Genomic DNA, 22,462 nt, shown 5'->3' with positions numbered 1-22,462 from the left:
GATTGACCGACCAACGGAGTCCCCGTGTCGCTGCCACCCCTGGTCGAGCCGGCTGCCGAGCTCACCGTAGACGAGGTCCGCAGGTACTCCCGCCACCTGATCATCCCCGACGTGGGCATGGACGGGCAGAAGCGGCTGAAGAACGCCAAGGTGCTCTGTGTGGGCGCCGGTGGTCTGGGCTCGCCGGCGCTGATGTACCTGGCCGCGGCGGGCGTGGGCACGCTCGGCATCGTGGAGTTCGACGAGGTCGACGAGTCGAACCTGCAGCGCCAGATCATCCACAGCCAGGCCGACATCGGCCGCTCCAAGGCCGCGTCGGCGCGCGACTCCGTGCTGGGCATCAACCCGTACGTGAACGTGATCCTCCACGAAGAGCGGCTTGAGGCCGAGAACGTGATGGACATCTTCAGCCAGTACGACCTGATCGTCGACGGCACGGACAACTTCGCGACCCGCTACCTGGTCAACGACGCCGCCGTGCTGCTGAACAAGCCGTACGTGTGGGGTTCGATCTACCGCTTCGACGGCCAGGCCTCCGTCTTCTGGTCCGAGCACGGCCCCTGCTACCGCTGCCTCTACCCGGAGCCCCCGCCCCCCGGCATGGTCCCCTCCTGCGCCGAGGGCGGCGTCCTGGGCGTGCTGTGCGCGTCCATCGGCTCCATCCAGGTCACCGAGGCGATCAAGGTCCTCACTGGCATCGGCGACCCGCTCGTCGGCCGCCTGATGATCTACGACGCCCTGGAGATGCAGTACCGCCAGGTCAAGGTCCGCAAGGACCCCAACTGCGCGGTCTGCGGCCCGAACGCGACCGTCACCGAGCTCATCGACTACGAGGCCTTCTGCGGCGTCGTCTCCGAGGAGGCCCAGCAGGCGGCCGCCGGCTCGACGATCACTCCCAAGCAGCTCAAGGAGTGGATCGACGACGGCGAGAACATCGAGATCATCGATGTCCGCGAGGTCAACGAGTACGAGATCGTCTCGATCCCCGGCGCCAAGCTGATCCCCAAGAACGAGTTCCTCATGGGCACCGCCCTGGAGACGCTCCCGCAGGACAAGAAGATCGTCCTGCACTGCAAGACGGGTGTCCGCAGTGCGGAGGTCCTCGCCGTCCTCAAGTCGGCAGGCTTCGCGGACGCGGTCCACGTCGGCGGCGGCGTGATCGGCTGGGTCAACCAGATCGAGCCCGACAAGCCCGTCTACTAGACCCACGCTTTCCCGGAAGGGGCTCGGCACCACACGTGCCGGGCCCCTTTCCGCTGCCCCCGTCGTCCCTGTCGGCACGACCGCCCGGACCGCTCCGGCTACGAGGCGCAGACCTTCCCGTCCTTGGGCACCGTCCCCCTCAGCAGATACGCGTCCACCGTCGAGTCGACACAGTCGCTCCCACTCCCGTACGCCCCGTGGCCCTCGCCCTTCCAGGTGAGCTCCACACCGACGCCCTTGCCCAGCTCGTCGACCATCTTGCGGGCACCCTCGTACGGCGTCGCCGGATCCCCGGTGTTGCCGACCACCAGGATCGGCGCCGCACCGGGCGCGCTGACCTCCGGGGTGTCGTACTGCCCGGCCACCGGCCAGTCGTGACACCACCCGGCCGTGTCCCAGCCCAGGAAGTCGCCGAACACGGGGGAGATCTTCTCGAACTCGGGCAGCAGCTTCTGCGTCTGCTCGGGCGTCGGCCGCTGCTTGTCGTCCAAGCACGATATGACCCGTTGGGAATGGGTCGTCGTGCCGTAGTGCCCCGCGCTGTCACGGTCGTTGTAGCCGTCGGCGAGCGCCAGCAGCTCCGAACCGTCGCCCTCCTCCGCCGAGTTCAGCGCGCTGGTCAGCGTGGGCCAGCTCTGCTTGCTGTACAGCGGGAGGACGATGCCGGTCAGCGCGAGCGTCTCGGTCAGCTCCCGCCCGGTCGAGGTGGCCAGCGGCTTGGCGTCGATCCGCTTCAGCAGGGCCGCGATCTTCTTCGAGCCCTGAGCCGGGTCCTGGCCCCTCGACTTGAGGTAGTCGTCCAGCGCGCGCTGGAAACCCCGGGTCTGGTTCAGCGCGTGGCCCACCGTGTCGGCGCTCGGGTCGACGACCGCGTCCAGGATCAGCCGTCCCACGTTCTTCGGGAACAAGTGGGCGTAGACACCGCCGAGTTCAGTGCCGTACGAGATGCCGAAGTAGTGCATCTTCGTGTCACCCAGGACCTGGCGCATCAGGTCCATGTCGCGGGCCGTGTCGGTCGTCGACACATGCGCCATCAGCTTCCCGGCGGCCTTCTCGCAGCCCTTGCCGAAGTCGGTGGCGTCCTGGAAGTACGTCTTCTCCTCGGCCGGTGTGTCCGGCGTCGCGTCGATGTCCTCGGAGGCCTGGATCGCCTTGTCGCCGCGGCAGCGGACGCCCTCGCTGGCGGCGACCCCGCGCGGGTCCCAGCTCACCAGGTCGTAGCGTTCGTGCAGCGAGGACACGGTGGTGGCGTACGCCGGCATGTAGTCCACACCCGAGCCGCCCGGGCCGCCGAAGTTGAACAGCAGCGAGCCGATGCGGTCGCCGCCCGTCGACTTGGAGCGGATCAGCGCGAGCCCGATCGTCGAGCCGCCCGGCTTCGCCCAGTCCAGCGGTACCTTGAGCGTCGCGCACTGCCAGTCACTGCTCGGCGTGGCCGAGTCGGCGGTGGCCTTGCAGCGCCCCCAGTCCAGCTTCTGCGCGGTCAGTGACGCGGGCAGCGCCGCCGTAGTGGAAGAGGACGAGTCGGCCGTGGACGGCTTGGCGTCCCCCGCGCCCGCGCCGTCCTCGCCGCCGTCGGACGAGCCGCTGCTACAACCGGCCGTCAGCAGTGCGGCGGCGGCCATCAGGGCCGTCCACCGTACGAATCGCGCCATGTACATTTCCCCCCTCGCAGGCCGTCCGCGTCACGCCGCGGATGGCGGTCAGGCCATAGTAGGCGGCACGAGCCGAGCCCGTGACGGCCTGTGGATAACCTTTTGACCTGCGCTTTTGCCCAGATTTCGGGGGTGGGTTCAGGAGCAGACGGTGCCGGCCGCCGGGACTTTCCCGTTCAGCAGATAGCCGTTCACCGCGCTCTGCACGCACTTGTTCTTGCTGTCGTACGCGCCGTGCCCCTGGCCCTTGTACGTCAGCTCGACGGCGACGCCCCTGCCCAGCGCGTCCACCATCTTCTTCGCGCCCTCGTACGGCGTGGCCGGGTCGCCGGTGTTGCCCACGACGAGGATCGGCGCCGACCCGGCCGCGCTCACGTCGGGGTGGTCGGCGGCGCCCGGCACGGCCCAGTCGGTGCAGCTGACCATGCCCCAGGCGAGGAAGTCACCGAAGAGGGGAGAGGCGGCCCGGAACTCGGGCAGCTTCCCCTCCACGTAGTCGGCGGTGTATCTCGGCTTGTCGTCGGCGCAGTTGATGGCGATGTTCGCCGCGGTGATGTTGCTGTACTCGCCGTTCTCGCTGCGCCCGTTCATCGAGTCGGACAACGCCATGAGGACCTTGCCGTCACCGCTGTAGGCCTGTTCGAGACCCTCGGTGAGGTACTCCCAGAAGTCCTTCGAGTACAGCGCCTGCGCGATGCCGTTCGTCGCGGCGGTCTGGGTCAACTGGCGGGGGAAGATGCCCGGGATCGGCTTGCCGTCGAGGCTCTTGAGCAGCTTGGCGATGCGGTCCTTGACGTCCTGCGCGGTGTCGCCAACCGGGCAGTCCGTGGTCTTCGACGTGCAGTCGTCGGCGAAGTTGTCGAGCGCGAGCTGGAAGCCCTTGGCCTGTCCGAGCGAGCCCTGTTCGGAGTTCTGCGTGGGGTCGACGACCGCGTCGAAGACGGCGCGCCCCACGTGCTTGGGGAACAAGTGGGCGTAGACGCCGCCGAGTTCGGTGCCGTAGGAGATGCCGAAGTAGTGCAGCTTGTCGTCGCCGAGGACCTGGCGCATCAGGTCCATGTCGCGGGCCGCGTCGGTGGTGCGCACCTGGGGGAGCATCTTCTTGGAGTGCTTCTCGCAGGCCGCGTTGAACTGCTTGGTGTTGGCCAGGAGCTTGGTGCGCTCGGCCGTTGTGTCCGGTGTCGCGTCCTGCTGGAAGTACTGGTCGAGCTGGGAGTCGCTCTCGCACTCGACGCCGGCGCTGCGGCCCACTCCGCGCGGGTCGAAGCTCACCAGGTCGTAGCGGGTGCGCAGGGTCGCGTAGTCCTCGCCGAACGCGGGCAGCGTGGTGACGCCCGATCCGCCGGGGCCGCCGAAGTTGAAGACGAGCGAGCCGATCCGCTTGCTCGCGGCGCCGCTGGCCTTCGCCCGCACCAGGGCGAGTCCGATCGTGTCGCCCTTGGGCTTGCTCCAGTCGAGCGGCGCCTTCATGGTGGCGCACTGCCACTTGGTGCCGTTCGGCAGCGGTGACGGCGCTGAGCCGCCGCCCTCCGACTCGGACGGGGCCGGGCAGTCCTTCCAGCTCAGCTTCTGGGCCGTCGGATCCTCGTCCTTGGAGTCGCCGCCGCAGCCCGCCAGCGTGGCGGACAGCAGGACGACAGTGGCGGTCAGGGCAGCGGCACGCAGCCGGGATGGGTTCGGCATGAACCCATCCTGGGGTCGTACACGGCGGTGCGCTCGGGGCGCGGGCCGTACGAGGTACGCACGCGTGCGTGCCCTGCACGCCTAGGTCGTGAGGCACGCGTGCGTGCACCACGTGTGTTCCTGCGCGTGCTCTACAGGGAGCCCTTGCGGGACAGGTGGTTGAAGAACAGCCAGCCCGGCAGCACCGGGATCCACAGCGTCAGCAGCCGGTACAGCAGCACCGCCGGAGCTGCGACCTCCTTGGGGAGGCCCACGGCGATCAGACCGAGGGTCAGGCTCGCCTCGACCGCGCCCACACCGCCCGGGGTCGGGGCCGCGGAACCGAGCGCGTTGCCCGCGAGGAAGACGACGGCAACGCTGGCCAGGCTGAGCGAAGTCGACTGGTCGCCGAACGCCCGGATCGACGCGTCCAGGCACATCACGAAGCAGGCCGTCAGCAGCAGCATGCCGCCGATGCCGGTGACCAGCTTCTGCGGCCGCTGCAGCACGTCGAGCATGCGCGGGATGACGCCCGCGAAAAGCGACCGCACGCGCGTGACGAGGAACTTCCGCAGGAACGGCACCGAGGTCACCACGAGCACGAGCACCGCCACCGTCAGCAGACCGGCGATGACCGTCCGGGACGGCGACAGCGATGGCGTCTTCTCGGTGCCGGTCAGATAGCCGAACGACAGCAGCATCAGGATGTGGCAGCCCAGACCGAACAACTGCGACGCGCCGACACTCGCCACCGCGAGCCCGGGCCGCACCCCGGCACGCTGCAGGAAGCGCGTGTTCAGGGCGACACCGCCGACAGCGGCCGGGGCGACGATCTTCACGAACGACCCGGCGACCTGCGCCCCCACGGCCCGCAGGAACGGCACGCGCTCCGGCACGAACCCCAGGAGGGCCATCGCCGCAGCGAAGTAGCTCAGCGCCGAGAACAGCACGGCCGCGGCCACCCAGCCCCACTGGGCGTTGGCGACGAGCGGACCGAACTCGATGTGCGTGAGCTGCGTCAGCAGGAAGTACGCGCCGATCGCGCCCGCGATGAAACTGATCAGCGTGCGCGGCCGCACCCGCTCCAGACGGGCCGGTTCGACGTGCGCCTGCGGCCTGATCAGCAGCACCTGATGACGGATCTGGGTGAGCAGATCCTCCTCGCGCGCTTCGTCCAACGCCTCGTCGATGGCCCGCTTCTCGGCCCGTTGCTCCGCGCGCACGGCCTTCTTGTCGGGCTTTTCGAGTACGGGCGTTGAGCCCTCCGAAGCCTCCTCCGCGCGGGCCAGCCTGGTCTGCTGGGACGCCTCCAGGATCGCGTCGCGCTCCCGCTGGGCCCGCTCCCTGGACAGGCGTCGCAGCGTCGCGCGCGTGGAGCGCGACAACGCGATCGGCTGGAGCATCGGCAGACAGTCGGCCACGGCGTCGGGGCCGAGGACACCGACCGCCGAGGCCACCGCGCGCTCGGCGCCCACCAGCAGACCGATCGTCGTCACCAACTGGGCCACGTCCATACGCAGCAGCAGCTCACCGGCCGCGATCTCGCCGCCGCGCAGATCGGTCAGGATCACGCTGCCGGAACGATCCACCAGAATCGCGTCACCGGCGAGCCTGCGGTGGGCGATGCGCCGCGACTGCAGTGCCTGCACCTGGTGCCAGGTCAGGCGCAGCAGATCGTCGGTGATCTCCTCGTCCGCGAGCGAGTCGAGCGTGCGCCCACCGGTGTGCTCGTAGACGAGCATCACGGCGTCGGGGCCGAGTTCCGAGGTCGCGATCAGCTTCGGGGCGTTGGCCCCGGCCGCGATCGCCGCGTACGCCAGCAGGGCCTCCTGCTCCAGCGCCTGGCGCAGCGACTGGAGGCTGCTGCGGGTCGCGAAGCCGCGCAGCGTCAGATTGCGCCACGCCCGGTAGAAGAAGCCTTGGGCCTGCTGTTCACGGTCGACCACGGTGACGTCCAGCGGTGGACCGTCCTCCAGGGTCACGAAGTAGCGCCGGCCGCGGTCGCCGTTCTCCGTGTCGACGACTTCCTCGCGGGCCGCGCCCACGGGGTGGAAGCCGACCGTCCGCAGGCCCGCCATCAGCGTCCGTCCGGTAGGACGGACGTTCGGCGAACCCACTGCGTACAGCGTCCCGTAGGCGACGGTCCAACCGATCAGCACCGTCAGGATGATCGAGAACGGCGTCGTGTACCCGGTGACAAGCATCGAGAAGGCGTCGAGCAGCAGCACGATCCACAGCACGGAGCGCCAACGCGGCCTCCGGGACATGCCTACGGCCGTCATGTAGGCGATGACGGGCGCCAGATAGCCGTGCACCGGGTCCGTGAGAGCGTGGATGTCGCCGGGGGAGGGCTGGGTGAGCGCCTCCTGGATGGAGCCCGGGGCGGCCTTGGCGACCCACAGGTCCGTGGCGAGTGTCACTCCGTGGGCGAGGACCGCCGCGAGCACGCCGTCGGCGATGCGCAGCCCGTCCCGCTTGATCAGCCGCTCGATCGCGAACGCGACCGGCACCAGCAGGATGGCGATGCTGGACGCCAGCCCCGCGATCTTGATGAGCAGGTCGGGCGCCTGCCCGGTGCCCTTGTTGATGTCCTGTTCGAGCCCCGACGTCGTGCCGTGCGCGAACGCGGCGATCGCGAGCAGTACGACGATCGCGAGAAAGCCCACCAGGAGGCGCATGAGATCGGAAGGGCGGTGCACGCGCGCGGGCAGCAGTGGTTCGTCGCCCTCGACCTCTTCGACGTGCGGGTCGTCGCCGCAGTCGTCGAGACCGGGCACGGAGCCGGGCGCGGGCGTCTCGGCGGGTCCCTCCGCGGGGTCCTGCTCGTGGGCGTCGGCGGTGTCCGGGCGCGACGCAGCGTCAGAGGTGCCCTCCGCGTCTTCGGGGTGCACACCCTGCTGCTTCATCGTCTCTTCTTGATCTCGTATCACCGGTCACCGCCCGCACGATGGTGGCATGTCCCACCGACACACGGGGGCATCAGGGTGCAAATGCGGGGGCGCACAGTCTGCCCCACGCGCCGCTCCGGGGCGAGGGATACGCAGAGTCGCCAGCGCGTCGCGTTGTCGGTGGGGTGCGGCAGGATGGGACGGATGAGCGAGGAGAGCCTTCCGGACGACACCGGCCCCGAGCACGGCGACGCGCTGCCCGAGTACGCCGAGCGCGTCCTCGACGTGGCCGAGCGGATTCCGCCCGGGCGCGTCATGACGTACGGCGATGTCGCCGAATGGCTGGAGGAGGGCGGCCCACGCCAGGTCGGTCGCGTGATGGCCCTCTACGGGGGAGTCGTTCCGTGGTGGCGGGTCGTCCGCGCGGACGGCACGTTGCTCCCTGGCCACGAGCTGCGGGCGCTCGACAACTACCGAGCGGAGGGCACCCCTCTGAAGGAGGCGAGCAGAGCCGCCGAGGGTCACCTGCCGCGCGTCGACATGAGACGGGCGCGATGGGACGGCGGCGAGCGCGCGGACGGTCACACCTGACAGCTTCCGCCATCGGCCGCGCTCCGGGGCGACCTGTGGCCCGTACGGGGGAAACCCGGCACGTCCGTGGCATGCCGTACGTTCGAGGGGCGAGGGACGCGAGGGTCGCGCGAGCCGTGAGGGAACGCGCGGAAGTCCTGCTTCCCTACGACCCGTCGGCGTAGCGTCGGCTGCACCTGTCCCCCTCACCACGCGGTCACCGCCCTCCACGCGCGGTGGTCAGGCAACCAGCACACCCACCAGGACCGGCGAACCACGTGAGCTCCTCTTCCTCCACCAGGCGCCTGTCGCACCCCCAGGTGCGACAGGGGAACCGTGGCGCTTACCGACTGGTGCGTACCCCGCCGACCCGGCCCGCTCCCCCTCGTCTGGACGCGCCACAGCGCTCCGTGGTTGACCACGAGACCGGTCCGCTGCTCGTCCTCGCAGGTCCGGGTACCGGCAAGACCACCACCCTCGTGGAGTCCGTCGCGGCACGGATCGCCCGGGGAGGTGACCCCGCGCGGATCCTCGTGCTGACGTTCAGCCGCAAGGCGGCCGTCGAACTACGCGACCGCATGGCGCTGCGCATCGGCGCCGCCCGCGCGCCCCGCGCGACCACCTTCCACTCGTTCTGCTACGCCCTGGTCCGCGCCCACCAGGACAGCGAACTGTTCGTCGAGCCCCTACGGCTGCTGTCCGGCCCCGAACAGGACGTCGCCGTACGCGAACTGCTCGCCGGCCAGCCCGACCTGGAGCGGCTCGGCCTCGCCCACGTGCGCTGGCCGGACGAACTGCGGGCCTGTCTCACCACCCGGGGCTTCGCCGACGAGGTCCGCGCGGTCCTCGCCCGCAGTCGCGAACTGGGCCTGGGCCCTGGCGCCCTGGACGCCTTCGCCCGCCGCATCGGCCGCCCCGACTGGCGTGCCGCCGCCGCCTTCCTCGCCGAGTACCTCGACGTACTCGACCTCCAAGGAGTGCTCGACTACGCGGAACTGGTCCACCGCGCGGTGCTTCTCGCCCAGCGCCCCGAGGTCGCCGAGCGGCTAGCCGCGCAGTACGACGCCGTGTTCGTGGACGAGTACCAGGACACCGACCCTGCCCAGGTACGACTGCTGCACGCCCTCGCCGGCGGCGGCCGCAACCTCGTCGCCTTCGGCGACCCCGACCAGTCGATCTACACGTTCCGGGGCGCCGACGTGAACGGCATCCTGGAATTCCCGAGCGCCTTCCCGCGCGCGGACGGCATTCCGGCCCCCGTAGAGGTGCTCCGGACCTCCCGCCGCTCCGCCGCCGCCCTGCTGACCGCTACCCGCCTGCTCACCCAGCGCATGCCCCTGACCAGGCTCCCGGCGCAGAAGGTGCGTGCCCACCGCGAGTTGTCCCCGGTACGGGACGGCGGCCGGGTCGAGGTGTACACGTACCCGACACCCGGCACGGAACTGGACAACATCGCCGACATCCTCCGTAGGGCACATCTGGAGGACGGCGTCCCCTGGAGCGACATGGCCGTCCTGGTACGCGCCGGCTCCCGGACCATCCCCACGATCCGACGCGCCCTCACCGCGGCAGGCGTCCCCCTGGACATCGACGGCGACGACCTGCCCCTGCGCCACGAACCGGCGGTGGCACCGCTGTTGACGGCCCTGCGGGCGGTGGCGGCGGCGGAGGCATCAGTACGGCCCGAGGACGACCCCGAAGCCGCAGGAGCCGTAGGGGAGGACGACGACGTAGAAGACGCTGTGTCGGAAGCCGACGATGAACAGGCCACGACGGAAGCCGGTCCCGAAGAGCCCGCTGCCCCCTCCTGGCTCGACGCCGAAACCGCCCTCACCTTGCTCGCCTCCCCCCTCGCCGCCATGGACGCCGCCGACCTGCGCCGCCTGGGCCGGGCGCTGCGCGAGGAGGAGCGGGCCGGTGGCAACCCCGTGCCGCCGCCCTCGGACGAGTTGCTCACGCGGGCGCTCGCCGAGCCGGAGCGGCTGGTCGCGCACGACCCGACGTACGCGCGGGGAGCCCAGCGCCTGGGCGCGCTGCTGCGCAAGGCACGGGAGCGCCTGGCGGGCGGCGGTACGGCCGAGGAGGCGCTGTGGGACCTCTGGCAGGGCACACCCTGGCCCGGGCGCCTGGAGCGGGCCGCACTGCGCGGCGGCGCGGCCGGACGCAACGCGGACCGCGACCTGGACGCCGTCTGCGCGCTGTTCGCGACCGCCGCCCGTGCGGAGGAGCGCACCGGGGGCCGGGGCGCCCTCAACTTCCTGGAGGAGATCGACGCCGAGGACATCGCCGCCGACACGCTCACCCGGCGTGCCGTACGCCCCGACGCCGTACGCCTGATGACCGCACACCGCTCCAAGGGCCTGGAGTGGAACCTGGTCGTCGTAGCAGGCGTCCAGGAGGGCCTGTGGCCGGACCTGCGCCGACGCGGCTCCCTCCTGGAGGCCGACCGCATCGGCCGCGACGGACTCGCCGAACCACTCACCCCGGGGGCCCTGCTCGCCGAGGAACGCCGCCTGTTCTACGTCGCCGCCACACGGGCGCGTGAACGCCTCGTCGTCACCGCCGTGAAGGCACCCGCGGACGACGGCGACCAGCCGTCCCGCTTCCTCACCGAACTCGGCGTCGAGCCCAAGGACGTCACCGGCCGCCCGCGCCGCCCGCTGTCGGTCGCCGCACTGGTCGCCGAGCTGCGCGCCACGACCGTCGACCCGCGCGTGTCCGAGACCCTCAGGGAGGCCGCCGCACGCCGACTGGCCAAGCTGGCCGCGCTCGCCGACGAGGAGGGCCGCGCGCTGGTCCCGTCCGCGCACCCGTACCGCTGGTGGGGCATGTACGACCCGACCGAGAGCAAGGTGCCGCTGCGCGACCGCGACCAGCCCGTCGTGCTCTCCGGAAGCGCCCTCGACCAGCTCGCCAACACCTGTGCCCTGCAATGGTTCCTGGGCCGCGAGGTGAAGGCCGACGCGCCCTCGACCGCCGCCCAGGGCTTCGGGAACGTGGTGCACGTCCTCGCCGACGAGGTCGCCTCCGGACGCACGCCCGCCGACCTCGACGCCCTCATGGAGCGCCTCGACACCGTGTGGAACGCGCTCGCCTTCGACGCGCCCTGGAAGTCGGTACAGGAGAAGGACAACGCGCGCGTGGCGCTCGAACGCTTCCTGAAGTGGCACGTCGACTCCAACAGTGTCCGTACGGGCCGTACACCGGTCGCCAGCGAGCACGACTTCGACGTCACCCTCGAAGCGGGCGACTACGAAGTGCGCATCCGCGGCTCCATGGACCGCGTCGAGTCGGACGGCGAAGGACGCGCCTACGTGGTCGACTTCAAGACCGGCAAGGCCACACCGACCGCCCGCGAGGTGGAGCGACACCCCCAACTCGCCGTCTACCAGCTCGCGGTCCGCGAGGGCGCCGTCGACGAGGCCTTCGACGGAGTGCGCCCCGAACCGGGCGGCGCCGAACTCGTCCAGCTGCGCCAGGGCGCCGCGCAACGGGACGGCGGCGAGACCCTGCCCAAGGTGCAGGCCCAGGAGCCCCTGGAGGGGGAGTGGGCCGGTGAACTGCTGGCCACGGCCGCGGGCAAGGTCCTGGACGAACGGTTCACGCCCACGGCCGGACAGCAGTGCGCGCACTGCGCGTTCCGGGCCTCGTGCAGCGCGCGGCCCGAGGGACGACACGTCGTCGAGTAACTCGCGTGACCTATCGCACCACATGTGTTGACCTGCGCTTCTTCTACCCCTGAGGGCGATTGGTCCTCGACTGTCAGTGGCCGCCGCTAGCCTCTCCGACATGCCCGCCCGTATCACCGATCCCGATCAGCTCAAAGAGCTCCTCGGCATCCCCTTCACCCCGGAGCAGACGGCCTGCATCGTCGCGCCGCCCGCCCCGCAGGTGATCGTGGCCGGAGCCGGGTCGGGCAAGACGACGGTGATGGCCGCCCGCGTGGTGTGGCTGGTCGGCACCGGCCAGGTCGCCCCCGAGCAGGTTCTCGGCCTGACCTTCACCAACAAGGCCGCCGGTGAACTCGCCGAGCGCGTCCGCAAAGCGCTCATCAAGGCGGGTGTCACCGACCCCGACGTCATCGATCCGGACAACCCCCCGGGCGAGCCCGTGATCTCGACGTACCACGCCTTCGCGGGCCGTCTCCTGACCGACCACGGCCTGCGCATCGGCCTCGAACCGACATCCCGGCTGCTCGCCGACGCCACCCGCTTCCAGCTCGCCGCGCGCGTGCTACGTGAGGCCCCCGGCCCCTACCCGGCGCTCACACGCTCCTTCCCGGACCTCGTCAGCGACCTCCTCACCCTCGACGGCGAGCTGTCCGAACACCTCGTACGCCCCGAGGAGTTGCGCGCCTACGACGCCGAGCTGCTGCGCGCGTTGGAGGGCCGCAAGCTCAGCAACGCCGAGCTGCGCAAGGTCCCCGAGGCGGCCGCCGCCCGGCGTGAACTCAGCGAGCTGGTGAGCCGCTACCGGACCGCCAAACGCGAGCGCGACCTGCTCGACTTCGGTGACCAGATCGCCCTCTCCGCGACCCTGGCCCGCACCCGCCCCGAGGTCGGCGACATCCTGCGCGACGAGTTCCGGGTCGTGCTGCTCGACGAGTACCAGGACACCTCGGTCGCCCAACGCATCCTCCTGGCAGGCCTGTTCGGCGCCGGCACGGGTCACCCGGTGACCGCCGTCGGCGACCCCTGCCAGGCGATCTACGGCTGGCGCGGCGCGTCCGTCGCCAACCTCGACGACTTCCCGGAGCACTTCGCGCACGCCGACGGCCGCCTCGCCGCCCGCCAGTCGCTCAGCGAGAACCGCCGCAGCGGCGGGCGCCTCCTCGACCTTGCCAACAACCTCGCGGAACCCCTGCGCGCCATGCACGCGGGCGTGGAGGCCCTCCGCCCGGCCCCCGGCGCCGAGCGCGACGGCACGGTCCGCTGCGCGCTGCTGCCCACCCACACCGAGGAGATCGACTGGCTCGCCGACTCCATCGCCCACCTCGTACGGACCGGGAAGGAGCCCGGCGAGATCGCCGTCCTGTGCCGCACGGCCACCGACTTCGCCGAGATCCAGGGCGCCCTCGTCGCCCGCGACGTCCCGGTCGAGGTCGTCGGGCTCTCCGGGCTGCTGCACCTGCCCGAGGTCGCCGACCTCGTCGCCGTCTGCGAGGTCCTCCAGGACCCGGGCGCCAACGCCTCCCTGGTCCGACTGCTGACCGGCCCGCGCTGGCGCATCGGCCCGCGCGACCTCGCCCTCCTGGGCCGACGCGCCCGGTTCCTCGTGTCCCACACGCGCGTGGGGGACGACGACGACCCGGACCGCCGACTCGCCGAGGCAGTCGAGGGGGTCGACCCCTCCGAGGTGATATCGCTCGCCGACGCCCTCGACACGTTCCTGGAGACACCTTTCTACGGTGCCGACCGCACCGGGGACGACGACGGGCTGCCCTTCTCACCGGACGCGCGCGCGCGCTTCGCCCACCTCGCCACCGAACTGCGCGACCTGCGCCGCTCCCTGTCCGACCCCCTCATGGACGTCCTGCACCGCGTCCTCGCCGTCACCGGCCTGGAGGTCGAACTCGCGGCGTCCCCGCACGCCCTGGCCGCCCGCCGCCGCGAGACCCTGTCGAACTTCCTGGACGTCGCCGCCTCCTTCGCCGCGGGCGACGGCGAGGCGACCCTGCTCGCGTTCCTCGGCTTCCTGCGCACCGCCGCCCAGTACGAGAAGGGCCTCGACAACGCCCTGCCCGGTGGCGAGAACACCGTCAAGGTCCTCACCGCGCACAAGTCCAAGGGCCTGGAGTGGGACGTCGTGGCCGTCCCCGGCCTGGTCACCGGGACCTTCCCCAGCAGCCAGGGCCGCGAGAAGTGGACCGCCCAGGGCAAGGTCCTGCCGCACGCGCTGCGTGGCGACACCGCCACCCTGCCCGACGTGGCCTCCTGGGACGCCAAGGGCCTGAAGGCCTTCCAAGGGGACATGAAGGACCACCAGCACACCGAGGAACTCCGCCTCGGCTACGTCACCTTCACCCGCCCCCGCTCCCTGCTGCTCGGCTCCGGCCACTGGTGGGGCCCCACCCAGAAGAAGCCCCGCGGCCCCTCCGACTTCCTGCAAGCCCTGTACGACCACTGCGCGGCCGGATACGGCGAGATCGAGGCCTGGGCGGACCAGCCCGAGGAGGGCGAGGAGAACCCCGCCCTGCACACGGCCACCGCCGACCAGGCCTGGCCGCTGCCACTTGACGACGCGGCGATGGCCCACCGCCACAAAGCCGCCCAGCTGGTCATGAACCACTTGGAGTACCTCGCCTCCCACGACGAGGGCCACCCCGCGGCCACCCACGACCCGAACGCCCACGACGACCCGGACTGGCCCCCGCCCCCGGAGGACGACGAACCGCCTGACGACGAGCGCCCCTTCGGGGAGCCTCCCTACGAGGAATCGCTCCCCGAGACGGACGTTCAGGCCGAAGACGCCCTCCCGGAGGACGACCCCGCCGACTGGGACGCCTGGACCACGGACCGCCCGACCGTCCCGCACCAGGCGACAGCCCCGCACGCCGCCGAACACTCCAGTGCGCCAGGGGGCGCACGCCCGCACCCCACGGAACCGCCCGGCACGCGCCTCACCCCCGAGGAGGCCCGCGCCATCGCCTCCTGGGACCGCGACCTCGACGCCCTCACCGGCGAACTCCTGCGCGCCCGGCGGGGAGTCACCGACGTCCCTCTCCCGGCCTCCCTCACGGCCACCCAGCTGATGCTCCTGGCAGCCGACCCGGACGCCCTCGCGCAGGAACTCGCGCGCCCGCTGCCCCGCCCGCCGCAACCCGCCGCCCGCCGGGGCACCCGCTTCCACGCCTGGGTGGAATCACGCTTCGAAGAGCTGACCCTGCCCATGCTGGAACCGGACGAACTGCCCGGCAGCGAGGCAGAGATCGCCGACGAACGCGACCTGGAGGCCCTCAAGGAAGCCTTCGAGCGCACCGAGTACGCCCGGCGCACGCCCTACCGCGTCGAGGCCCCCTTCCAGCTAGCGATCGCCGGCCGCGTCGTACGGGGCCGTATCGACGCCGTCTACAAACAGGGCGACGGCGACGAGGCGACGTACGAGATCCTCGACTGGAAGACCAGCCGCACCCGTACCGCCGACCCGCTCCAGCTCGCCATCTACCGGCTGGCCTGGGCCGAGCGGCAGGGCGTGCCCCTGGAGACGGTCACGGCCGCGTTCCTGTACGTGCGCGGCGGCGAGGTCGTACGCCCGGAGAACCTTCCGGACCGGGCCGCGCTGGAGCGGCTGTTGCTGGAGGAGCCGGGCGCGCAAGCAAACTGTGAGGAACCGCCCACCGAGGATGTCAGTGCGGGCCGATAGGCTCGTGACCATGAGCCACACCGTTGACAGTGCCGTCAGCGCGGTCCGCACGTACATCGAGCAGCACCGCGCAGTTTTCCTCGACGACCTCGCCGAGTGGCTGCGCATCCCGTCCGTGTCGGCGCAGCCCGACCACGCGCCCGACGTCCGGCGCAGCGCGGACTGGCTCGCCGCCGCACTCCGGGAGACCGGCTTCCCGACCGTCGAGGTCTGGCCGACCCCGGGCGCCCCCGCCGTCTTCGCCGCCTGGCCCTCCGACGACCCCGAGGCACCCACGGTCCTCGTCTACGGCCATCACGACGTCCAGCCCGCCGCCCGCGAGGACGGCTGGGACAGCGAGCCCTTCGAGCCCGTCGTCCGCGAGAACCGCCTCTACGCGCGCGGGGCGGCCGACGACAAGGGCCAGGTGTTCTTCCACACACTCGGCGTCCGCGCCCACCTCGCCGCCACCGGCCGCACCGCCCCCGCCGTCCACCTGAAGCTCCTGATCGAGGGCGAGGAGGAGTCCGGCTCCCCGCACTTCCGGGCACTCGTCGAGGAGCACGCCGACCGGCTCGCCGCCGACGCCGTGATCGTCTCCGACACCGGCATGTGGTCCGAGGGCACCCCCACGGTGTGCACCGGCATGCGTGGCCTCGCCGAGTGCGAGATCCGGCTGCACGGCCCCGACCAGGACATCCACTCCGGCTCCTTCGGCGGCGCCGTACCCAACCCGGCGACCGCTGCCGCCCGCCTCGTCGCCGCCCTGCACGACGAGCATGCACGCGTGGCCGTCCCCGGCTTCTACGACGGCATCGTCGAACTCACCGACCAGGAGCGCGCACTCCTCGCCGAGCTGCCCTTCGACGAGAAGGAATGGCTGCGCACCGCCAAGTCGCACGCCACCCACGGCGAGGCCGGACACACCACCCTGGAGCGCATCTGGGCCCGCCCCACCGCCGAGGTCAACGGCATCGGCGGCGGCTACCAGGGCCCGGGCAGCAAGACGATCATCCCGTCCTCGGCCATGGTGAAGCTGTCCTTCCGGCTGGTCGCCGGCCAGGACCCCGACCACATCGAGAAGGCCGTCCGAGCCTGGGCCGCCCAGCAGGTGCCCGACGGAATCCGGACGGAGATCACCTTCAGCGCGGCCACGCGCCCGTGCCTGACGCCCCTGGACCACCCGGCCCTGCAGTCCGTCGTCCGCGCCATGGCCCGCGCCTTCGAGAAACCGGTCCTCTTCACCCGCGAAGGCGGCTCGGGACCGGCCGCCGACCTCCAGGAAGTCCTCGGGGCACCCGTCCTCTTCCTGGGCATCTCCGTCCCCTCCGACGGCTGGCACGCCCCGAACGAGAAGGTCGAACTCGACCTCCTCCTGAAGGGCGTCGAAACCACCGCCCACCTGTGGGGAGACCTCGCCGACACCTGGCGCCGCGCGCCCTGACGAATCCGCGCGATCCGGAACGGCTCCGCGCGCGAGGCACACTGGAAGAACCGCCCCGCACACCCCGTCCCCGCCGGACCCGGTCGCCTCCTGCCGTACGTCCCGCTGAACCGCCCGCCGAAACAATCCGCATTGCCGGGGGAGTTGGAAGCACCCGTGACCACCTGGACCGACCACACAGCCGACCGACCCATCTCGCTCACCGCCCCGAGCGGCATCGACCGAGCCGCCCACCACCGGCTCGACGAGGCCTGGCTCGCCGCGGCGTGGAGCCACCCCACCACCCGCTGCTTCGTGGTCTCCGGCGGCCAGGTCCTCATCGACGAGACACCCGACGGCAAGACCGAACTCGTCATGACGCCCTCCTTCGAGGCCCCCCTCACCGAGGCACACCGCTACTTCCTGGGCACCGACGACGACGGCGTCAGCTACTTCGCCCTCCAGAAGGACGCCCTGCCCGGCCGTATCGACCAGTCGGCGCGACCCGCCGGCCTGCGCGAGGCGGGCCTGCTGCTGTCACCCCGGGACGTGGGCCTCATGGTGCACGCGGTCGCCCTGGAGAACTGGCAGCGCCTGCACCGCTTCTGCTCCCGCTGCGGCGAGCGCACGGTGATCGCCGCGGCCGGCCACATCCGCCGTTGCCCCGCCTGCGGCGCCGAGCACTACCCGCGCACCGACCCCGCGGTGATCATGGCCGTCACCGACGAGGAGGACCGCATCCTGCTCGGCCGCCAGGTCCACTGGCCCGAGGGCCGCTTCTCGACGCTCGCCGGCTTCGTCGAGCCCGGCGAGTCCATCGAGCAGTCGGTGCGCCGCGAGGTCTTCGAGGAGGCCGGAATCACCGTCGGCCACGTCGAGTACGTCGCCAGCCAGCCCTGGCCCTTCCCGTCCAGCCTCATGCTCGGCTTCATGGCCCGCGCCACCTCGACCGACATCAACGTCGACGGCGACGAGATCCACGAAGCCCGCTGGTTCTCCCGCGAGGAACTGCGCGCGGCCTTCGAGTCCGAAGAAGTACTGCCCCCGTACGGCATCTCGATCGCGGCCCGCCTGATCGAACTCTGGTACGGCAAGCCGCTGCCGACGCGCACCTTCGTCTGAGGCGACTCCGGGCAGTGGGGTGCGGATGTCCGACCCGTGCCCGTGAGCCGGTTCCTGGCGCTACGGCACGGCGGGAAACTCGGCCCCGTCGGCATGCCGGTCGAGGACTCGGCCATGTGCTGGCGAGTGGCACGCGAGGCCGTCCGGCGCCTGAGGACGACAAAGAGGGCGGCCCCTGAGATCAGGGGCCGCCCTCTTCGGAGCTGTGTGCGTCGACCGTCGTTCAGGCGCCGAGCGCCTGCTTCACCTGGGCGAGGCTCGGGTTCGTCATGACGACCTCGGAGCCACCCTGGGAGGGAATTACCAGAACGGTCGGCACCGTCTGATTCCCGCCATTCGCCTTCTCGACGAACGCCGCCGAAGCCGGGTCCTGCTCGATGTTGATCTCGTTGTACGCGATGCCCTCGCGGTCCATCTGGCTCTTCAGCCGACGGCAGTAACCGCACCACGTGGTGCTGTACATCGTCACAGTGCCCGACATCTTCTCGCGCTCCTCAACAGCTCGGGGGATGGGTCCTCGCGGAAAGGTGAACGTACGCGACGCACCCGCCATTCCCGCCGGGGGTATCCCGCGGCACGTGACGCCTGCCGCATTAGTACGACCGCGGGTGCCTCCCTGTGGACAACCGACTCACGTGCCTCCGGCGACCTGGCAGCATGGCCGTGTGACAGCAGCAACGCACTCCTCCCTCTTCCCGCAGGTACCGGACTCGGCCGACGCGGTGCTCGAAGGACTCGACCCCGAGCAACGCGAGGTGGCCACCGCCCTGCGCGGCCCGGTGTGCGTGCTGGCGGGCGCCGGCACGGGCAAGACACGGGCGATCACCCACCGGATCGCCTACGGAGTGCGCGCAGGGGTCCTGCAGTCCTCCAGCGTGCTGGCCGTCACCTTCACCAACCGCGCCGCCGGCGAGATGCGCGGACGGCTGCGTCAGCTCGGCGCCACCGGAGTCCAGGCACGGACGTTCCACTCGGCCGCGCTGCGCCAGCTCCAGTACTTCTGGCCGAAAGCGATCGGCGGCAGCATCCCCCGGCTCGTCGACCGCAAGATCCAGCTCGTCGCCGACGCGGCGGCCGCCTGCCGTATCCGCCTCGACCGCGGCGAACTGCGGGACGTCACCGCCGAGATCGAGTGGTCCAAGGTCACCCAGACCGTGCCCTCCGACTACGCGGCCGCGGCGGCCAAGGCGGGCCGCGACGTCCCCCGTGCCCCCGCCGAGATCGCCCAGCTCTACGCCACCTACGAAGACGTCAAGCGCGACCGCGCGGTCATCGACTTCGAGGACGTCCTGCTGCTGACCGTCGCCGTCCTCCAGGACCGGCACGACATCGCCGAACAGGTCCGCTCGCAGTACCAGCACTTCGTGGTCGACGAGTACCAGGACGTCAGTCCGCTCCAGCAGCGCCTCCTGGAGCTGTGGCTGGGCGACCGCGACAACCTGTGCGTCGTCGGCGACGCCAGCCAGACGATCTACTCCTTCACCGGAGCGACGCCGGACCATCTGCTCGACTTCCGCACCCGCCACCCCGGCGCCACCGTCGTCAAGCTGGTCCGCGACTACCGCTCCACACCCCAGGTCGTCCACCTCGCCAACGGCCTGCTCTCCCAGGCCCGCGGCCGGGCCGCCGACCACCGGCTTGAACTGATCTCCCAGCGCACCGCGGGCCCCGAGCCTGTCTACGCCGAGTACACCGACGAGCCCGCCGAGGCCGAGGGCGCCGCCCGCCGCATCCGCGACCTCATGGACGCGGGCGTCCCGGCGAGCGAGATCGCGATCCTGGTCCGTACGAACTCCCAGTCCGAGACCTACGAACAGGCCCTCGCCGACGCCGGAGTGCCCTACCAACTGCGCGGCGCCGAGCGGTTCTTCGACCGCCCCGAGGTCCGCAAGGCCGGCATCGCCCTGCGCGGCGCGGCCCGCTTCGGCGGCAACGACTCCCTCCTGGACGACGTCGTCGACCTGCCCTCCCAGGTCCGTGCCGTCCTCTCGGGCGAGGGCTGGACCACCGAGCCCCCGGCCGGCTCCGGCGCCGTCAGAGAGCGCTGGGAGTCGCTGGCGGCCCTGGTCAACCTCGCCCAGGACTTCACCACGGCGAAACCCGGGGCCACCCTCGCCGACCTGGTCGCCGAACTCGACGAGCGGGCCAACGCCCAGCACGCCCCGACCGTCCAGGGCGTCACCCTCGCCTCCCTGCACTCGGCCAAGGGCCTGGAGTGGGACGTCGTCTTCCTGGTCGGCGTCGCCGAGGGCATGATGCCCATCACCTACGCGAAGACCGACGAACAGATCGAGGAGGAGCGCCGCCTCCTCTACGTCGGCGTCACCCGCGCCAGAGAGCGGCTCCACGTCTCCTGGGCCCTCTCCCGCTCACCCGGAGGCCGCCCCAACCGCCGCCCCAGCCGCTTCCTGGACGGTCTGCGCCCCGGCTCCACCGGCGCCGCGGGCAGACCCGGCACGATGGCCCCCGGAGGCATCGAGCGCGGCTACGCGGGCACGCCCAAGGCCGTACCGCGCCGGACGCAGCGCACGGTGGCCCGCTGCCGGGTCTGCGGCCGCACCCTCACCGAGGCCGGTGAGATGAAGCTGATGCGCTGCGAGGACTGCCCCTCGGACATGGACGAGGGCCTCTACGAGCGGTTGCGTGAGTGGCGGGAGATCCAGGCGCAGCGCAGCGGTCAGCCCGCCTTCTGCGTCTTCACCGACAAGACGCTGATGGCGATCGCCGAGACCGTCCCCGACGACGACGGCGAACTCGCGCGGATCCCCGGCGTCGGCGTCCGCAAGCTCAACCGCTACGGGGCCGATGTCCTGGCCATCTGCGGCGGTCAGGAGCCTGCGGAGGGTGTCGCGGAGGACTGATTCAAACTCGTCGAGAAAATAGTTTGCGCATGCCCCAGCAATCCCCATAGGTTCTTAGGCACGGGAACAGGGGGCCTTCTCGAAGGCCCTGATTCCGTGCTGTACTTGCCTAACCGAAGGACCGGTCTCACCCCCGGTCCCCCGAGACGCCGAGAGGAGGCGATTCCAGTGATCAGCATCAACACCCGCTCCAGCAGCACCGTGAAAATGACCGATCCCTCGGTCGTCTCCCTGTGCATCCTCGGCGTTTCGAACCTGGGCACCGGTCTGTCCGGCATTTCTGCCGCCCGTCCGACGTCCGCCCTGTCTCTCGCGGTCCTTCCCGTCCGTGAGCGCAATGAGCGACCGACCAAGGCACTGGAAGCAGTAGGGGCACAGGCGCAGGCCTATGCCTTTGCGCCCGGTGCCGGAAGCCGGAAGCAGACGACGCAGCACCACCAGATGTGGGCCTTCCGTGGGCCAGAACCCTGGAGTGATCCAGCCTGATCGATCAGGCCGGCGCCTTCAGGGCCGCGGAACCCCATCCGGGATCCGCGGCCCTTCTGTTTTCCCCGAACGGGGACGACGGAGCGAAGGGGCCTCGGGACAAGAAAAGAACCCGGTACCAAGCCGACAACCGGCCCAACAGGGCCGGACCGACCAGACGAGGAAGAACAACCGTGCAACTCGAAGCGCACGCCCCGTCCGTACCGCCTTCCGACACGATCCCCCCGCCCGGCCTCACGGAGGACTCCACCTTGACTCCGCTCACTACGCTCACCGCGCTCGACGACGCCATCGAGAACCTGGGCGTGCCCGTCCCCTGCCGTTCCTACGACCCGGAGGTCTTCTTCGCCGAGTCGCCGGCCGATGTCGAGTACGCCAAGTCCCTCTGCCGCACCTGCCCGCTGATCGAGGCCTGCCTCGCCGGCGCCAAGGAGCGGCGTGAGCCCTGGGGCGTCTGGGGTGGCGAGCTCTTCGTCCAGGGTGTCGTCGTGGCCCGCAAGCGGCCGCGTGGCCGTCCGCGCAAGAACCCGGTCACGGCATGAACATCACCCTCGGAACGATCGACCGCCCCCTCACGCACGACCCCAAGAAGCAGGCCCCGATGAAGCCGTCCACTCCCAGCGAGCCCGTGGGCTCCGCGATCCCAGACTTCACCACCCCGGGTGCGACCGAGTCGCGCCAGAACAGGACCCGAGAGATGCAACTCATCCCAGAAGCTCTGGCTCGTGCGCATATGCACGAGCGCCTGCACGAGGCCGAGCGGGAACGCCGGGCCGTGCGCCTGGTGACCGCCCGCCGGATGCAGCGCAGGGCCGAGCGCGCCTCGATGCGCGCCCGCCGTGCGCTCGCCATGGCCGTCATGCAGTAACCGATCACACCTGAAGCGGTGGCCTCCCGACCCCGGGAGGCGAAAGCTCCCCCGCGGGGCCGGTCCGTCCGAACGGACCGGCCCCGCGGTGCGTTCCGCCCGCCGATCCCCGGCCGCGGAGATATCGTCACCGCGTGACGAGTCCTCCCGGAGGCAGCGACACCGGCGCCTCCACCGCGAAGCCCCAACTCCTCGTGTGCGCCCGCTGCGGCACCCGGTCCGAAGGCCCACAGCCCACCTGGACCTGCTCCCTGGAGCACGGAACCCGGCACTACTTCTGCGACTCCTGCGCCAGAGAGAACCTCTGGGCGATCGAGGGACGGCTCGACTCGGCCTGGTGGTAGACCGCACTCGCACCACCCACTACCCGACTCGCGCCGTCA

Annotated in this window: 15 protein-coding genes; 11 read left to right on the top strand and 4 right to left on the bottom strand. The window is 71.1% G+C overall.

Annotated elements, in window-relative coordinates; translation table 11 throughout:
* The first annotated feature begins 24 nt into the window (after nt 1-24).
* Complete coding sequence (gene moeZ, locus OG226_RS18530; protein ID WP_328679219.1) at nt 25-1,203, top strand: adenylyltransferase/sulfurtransferase MoeZ; 1,179 nt, start codon at nt 25-27, stop codon at nt 1,201-1,203.
* 98 nt (nt 1,204-1,301) lie between these two features.
* On the opposite strand, the gene OG226_RS18525 is transcribed toward moeZ, so the two are convergent.
* The 3 genes from OG226_RS18525 to OG226_RS18515 all read right to left on the bottom strand — a co-directional run bounded on the left by OG226_RS18525 (nt 1,302) and on the right by OG226_RS18515 (nt 7,426).
* On the bottom strand, nt 1,302-2,858 hold the full coding sequence (locus tag OG226_RS18525; protein WP_329349506.1) for an alpha/beta hydrolase: 1,557 nt from the start codon (nt 2,856-2,858) through the stop codon (nt 1,302-1,304).
* A 138-nt stretch (nt 2,859-2,996) separates the two neighbouring features.
* A complete protein-coding gene (locus OG226_RS18520) occupies nt 2,997-4,541 on the bottom strand; it encodes an alpha/beta hydrolase (protein WP_328679217.1) in 1,545 nt (514 codons plus the stop codon).
* 131 nt (nt 4,542-4,672) lie between these two features.
* A complete protein-coding gene (locus tag OG226_RS18515) occupies nt 4,673-7,426 on the bottom strand; it encodes a lysylphosphatidylglycerol synthase transmembrane domain-containing protein (RefSeq protein ID WP_329349505.1) in 2,754 nt (917 codons plus the stop codon).
* Nucleotides 7,427-7,612: 186 nt separating this feature from the next.
* Here OG226_RS18515 and OG226_RS18510 point away from each other — a divergent pair, with 186 nt between their 5' ends.
* From OG226_RS18510 to nudC, 5 genes are all read left to right on the top strand, one after another.
* On the top strand, nt 7,613-7,999 hold the full coding sequence (locus OG226_RS18510) for an MGMT family protein (protein ID WP_328679215.1): 387 nt from the start codon (nt 7,613-7,615) through the stop codon (nt 7,997-7,999).
* A gap of 257 nt (nt 8,000-8,256) precedes the next feature.
* Nucleotides 8,257-11,667 (top strand): ATP-dependent helicase, encoded by a 3,411-nt coding sequence (locus OG226_RS18505; RefSeq protein WP_329349504.1) that lies wholly within the window; start codon nt 8,257-8,259, stop codon nt 11,665-11,667.
* A 100-nt stretch (nt 11,668-11,767) separates the two neighbouring features.
* Nucleotides 11,768-15,340 carry an ATP-dependent DNA helicase gene (locus OG226_RS18500; protein WP_329349503.1) on the top strand — a complete coding sequence of 1,191 codons (3,573 nt, stop codon included), beginning with the start codon at nt 11,768-11,770 and terminating at the stop codon, nt 15,338-15,340.
* Nucleotides 15,341-15,350: 10 nt separating this feature from the next.
* Nucleotides 15,351-16,763: a dipeptidase gene (locus OG226_RS18495; protein WP_329349502.1), complete on the top strand. Its 1,413-nt coding sequence runs from the start codon at nt 15,351-15,353 to the stop codon at nt 16,761-16,763.
* A gap of 156 nt (nt 16,764-16,919) precedes the next feature.
* Nucleotides 16,920-17,864 (top strand): NAD(+) diphosphatase, encoded by a 945-nt coding sequence (gene nudC / locus OG226_RS18490; RefSeq protein ID WP_019058345.1) that lies wholly within the window; start codon nt 16,920-16,922, stop codon nt 17,862-17,864.
* Nucleotides 17,865-18,087: 223 nt separating this feature from the next.
* On the opposite strand, the gene OG226_RS18485 is transcribed toward nudC, so the two are convergent.
* Nucleotides 18,088-18,345, bottom strand: a complete 258-nt coding sequence (locus OG226_RS18485; protein ID WP_328679211.1) for a mycoredoxin — start codon at nt 18,343-18,345, stop codon at nt 18,088-18,090.
* Nucleotides 18,346-18,529: 184 nt separating this feature from the next.
* Here OG226_RS18485 and OG226_RS18480 point away from each other — a divergent pair, with 184 nt between their 5' ends.
* From OG226_RS18480 to OG226_RS18460, 5 genes are all read left to right on the top strand, one after another.
* Nucleotides 18,530-20,725, top strand: coding sequence for an ATP-dependent DNA helicase UvrD2 (locus tag OG226_RS18480; RefSeq protein WP_329349501.1), 2,196 nt, complete (start codon nt 18,530-18,532; stop codon nt 20,723-20,725).
* A 168-nt stretch (nt 20,726-20,893) separates the two neighbouring features.
* Complete coding sequence (locus tag OG226_RS18475; RefSeq protein ID WP_328679209.1) at nt 20,894-21,211, top strand: hypothetical protein; 318 nt, start codon at nt 20,894-20,896, stop codon at nt 21,209-21,211.
* Between the two features lie 173 nt (nt 21,212-21,384).
* On the top strand, nt 21,385-21,753 hold the full coding sequence (locus tag OG226_RS18470; RefSeq protein ID WP_327401442.1) for a WhiB family transcriptional regulator: 369 nt from the start codon (nt 21,385-21,387) through the stop codon (nt 21,751-21,753).
* Complete coding sequence (locus tag OG226_RS18465; protein ID WP_043674579.1) at nt 21,750-22,079, top strand: hypothetical protein; 330 nt, start codon at nt 21,750-21,752, stop codon at nt 22,077-22,079. The genes OG226_RS18470 and OG226_RS18465 overlap by 4 nt, the downstream gene beginning before the upstream one ends.
* Before the next feature lie 134 nt (nt 22,080-22,213).
* A complete protein-coding gene (locus OG226_RS18460; RefSeq protein WP_329349500.1) occupies nt 22,214-22,423 on the top strand; it encodes a hypothetical protein in 210 nt (69 codons plus the stop codon).
* Nucleotides 22,424-22,462: the final 39 nt, after the last annotated feature.

Source organism: Streptomyces sp. NBC_01261, from assembly GCF_036226385.1.
Lineage (GTDB): Bacteria > Actinomycetota > Actinomycetes > Streptomycetales > Streptomycetaceae > Streptomyces.
This window is presented reverse-complemented; position numbering and strand designations above follow the sequence as displayed.

Excerpts from the sequence above, each read along its gene's own strand:
- OG226_RS18520 (WP_328679217.1), bottom strand. The coding sequence starts at position 4,541 with ATGCCGAACCCATCCCGGCTGCGTGCCGCTGCCCTGACCGCCACTGTC.
- OG226_RS18495 (WP_329349502.1), top strand. The coding sequence starts at position 15,351 with ATGAGCCACACCGTTGACAGTGCCGTCAGCGCGGTCCGCACGTACATC.
- OG226_RS18525 (WP_329349506.1), bottom strand. The coding sequence starts at position 2,858 with ATGGCGCGATTCGTACGGTGGACGGCCCTGATGGCCGCCGCCGCACTG.
- OG226_RS18500 (WP_329349503.1), top strand. The coding sequence starts at position 11,768 with ATGCCCGCCCGTATCACCGATCCCGATCAGCTCAAAGAGCTCCTCGGC.
- OG226_RS18510 (WP_328679215.1), top strand. The coding sequence starts at position 7,613 with ATGAGCGAGGAGAGCCTTCCGGACGACACCGGCCCCGAGCACGGCGAC.
- OG226_RS18515 (WP_329349505.1), bottom strand. The coding sequence starts at position 7,426 with ATGAAGCAGCAGGGTGTGCACCCCGAAGACGCGGAGGGCACCTCTGAC.
- OG226_RS18465 (WP_043674579.1), top strand. The coding sequence starts at position 21,750 with ATGAACATCACCCTCGGAACGATCGACCGCCCCCTCACGCACGACCCC.
- OG226_RS18485 (WP_328679211.1), bottom strand. The coding sequence starts at position 18,345 with ATGTCGGGCACTGTGACGATGTACAGCACCACGTGGTGCGGTTACTGC.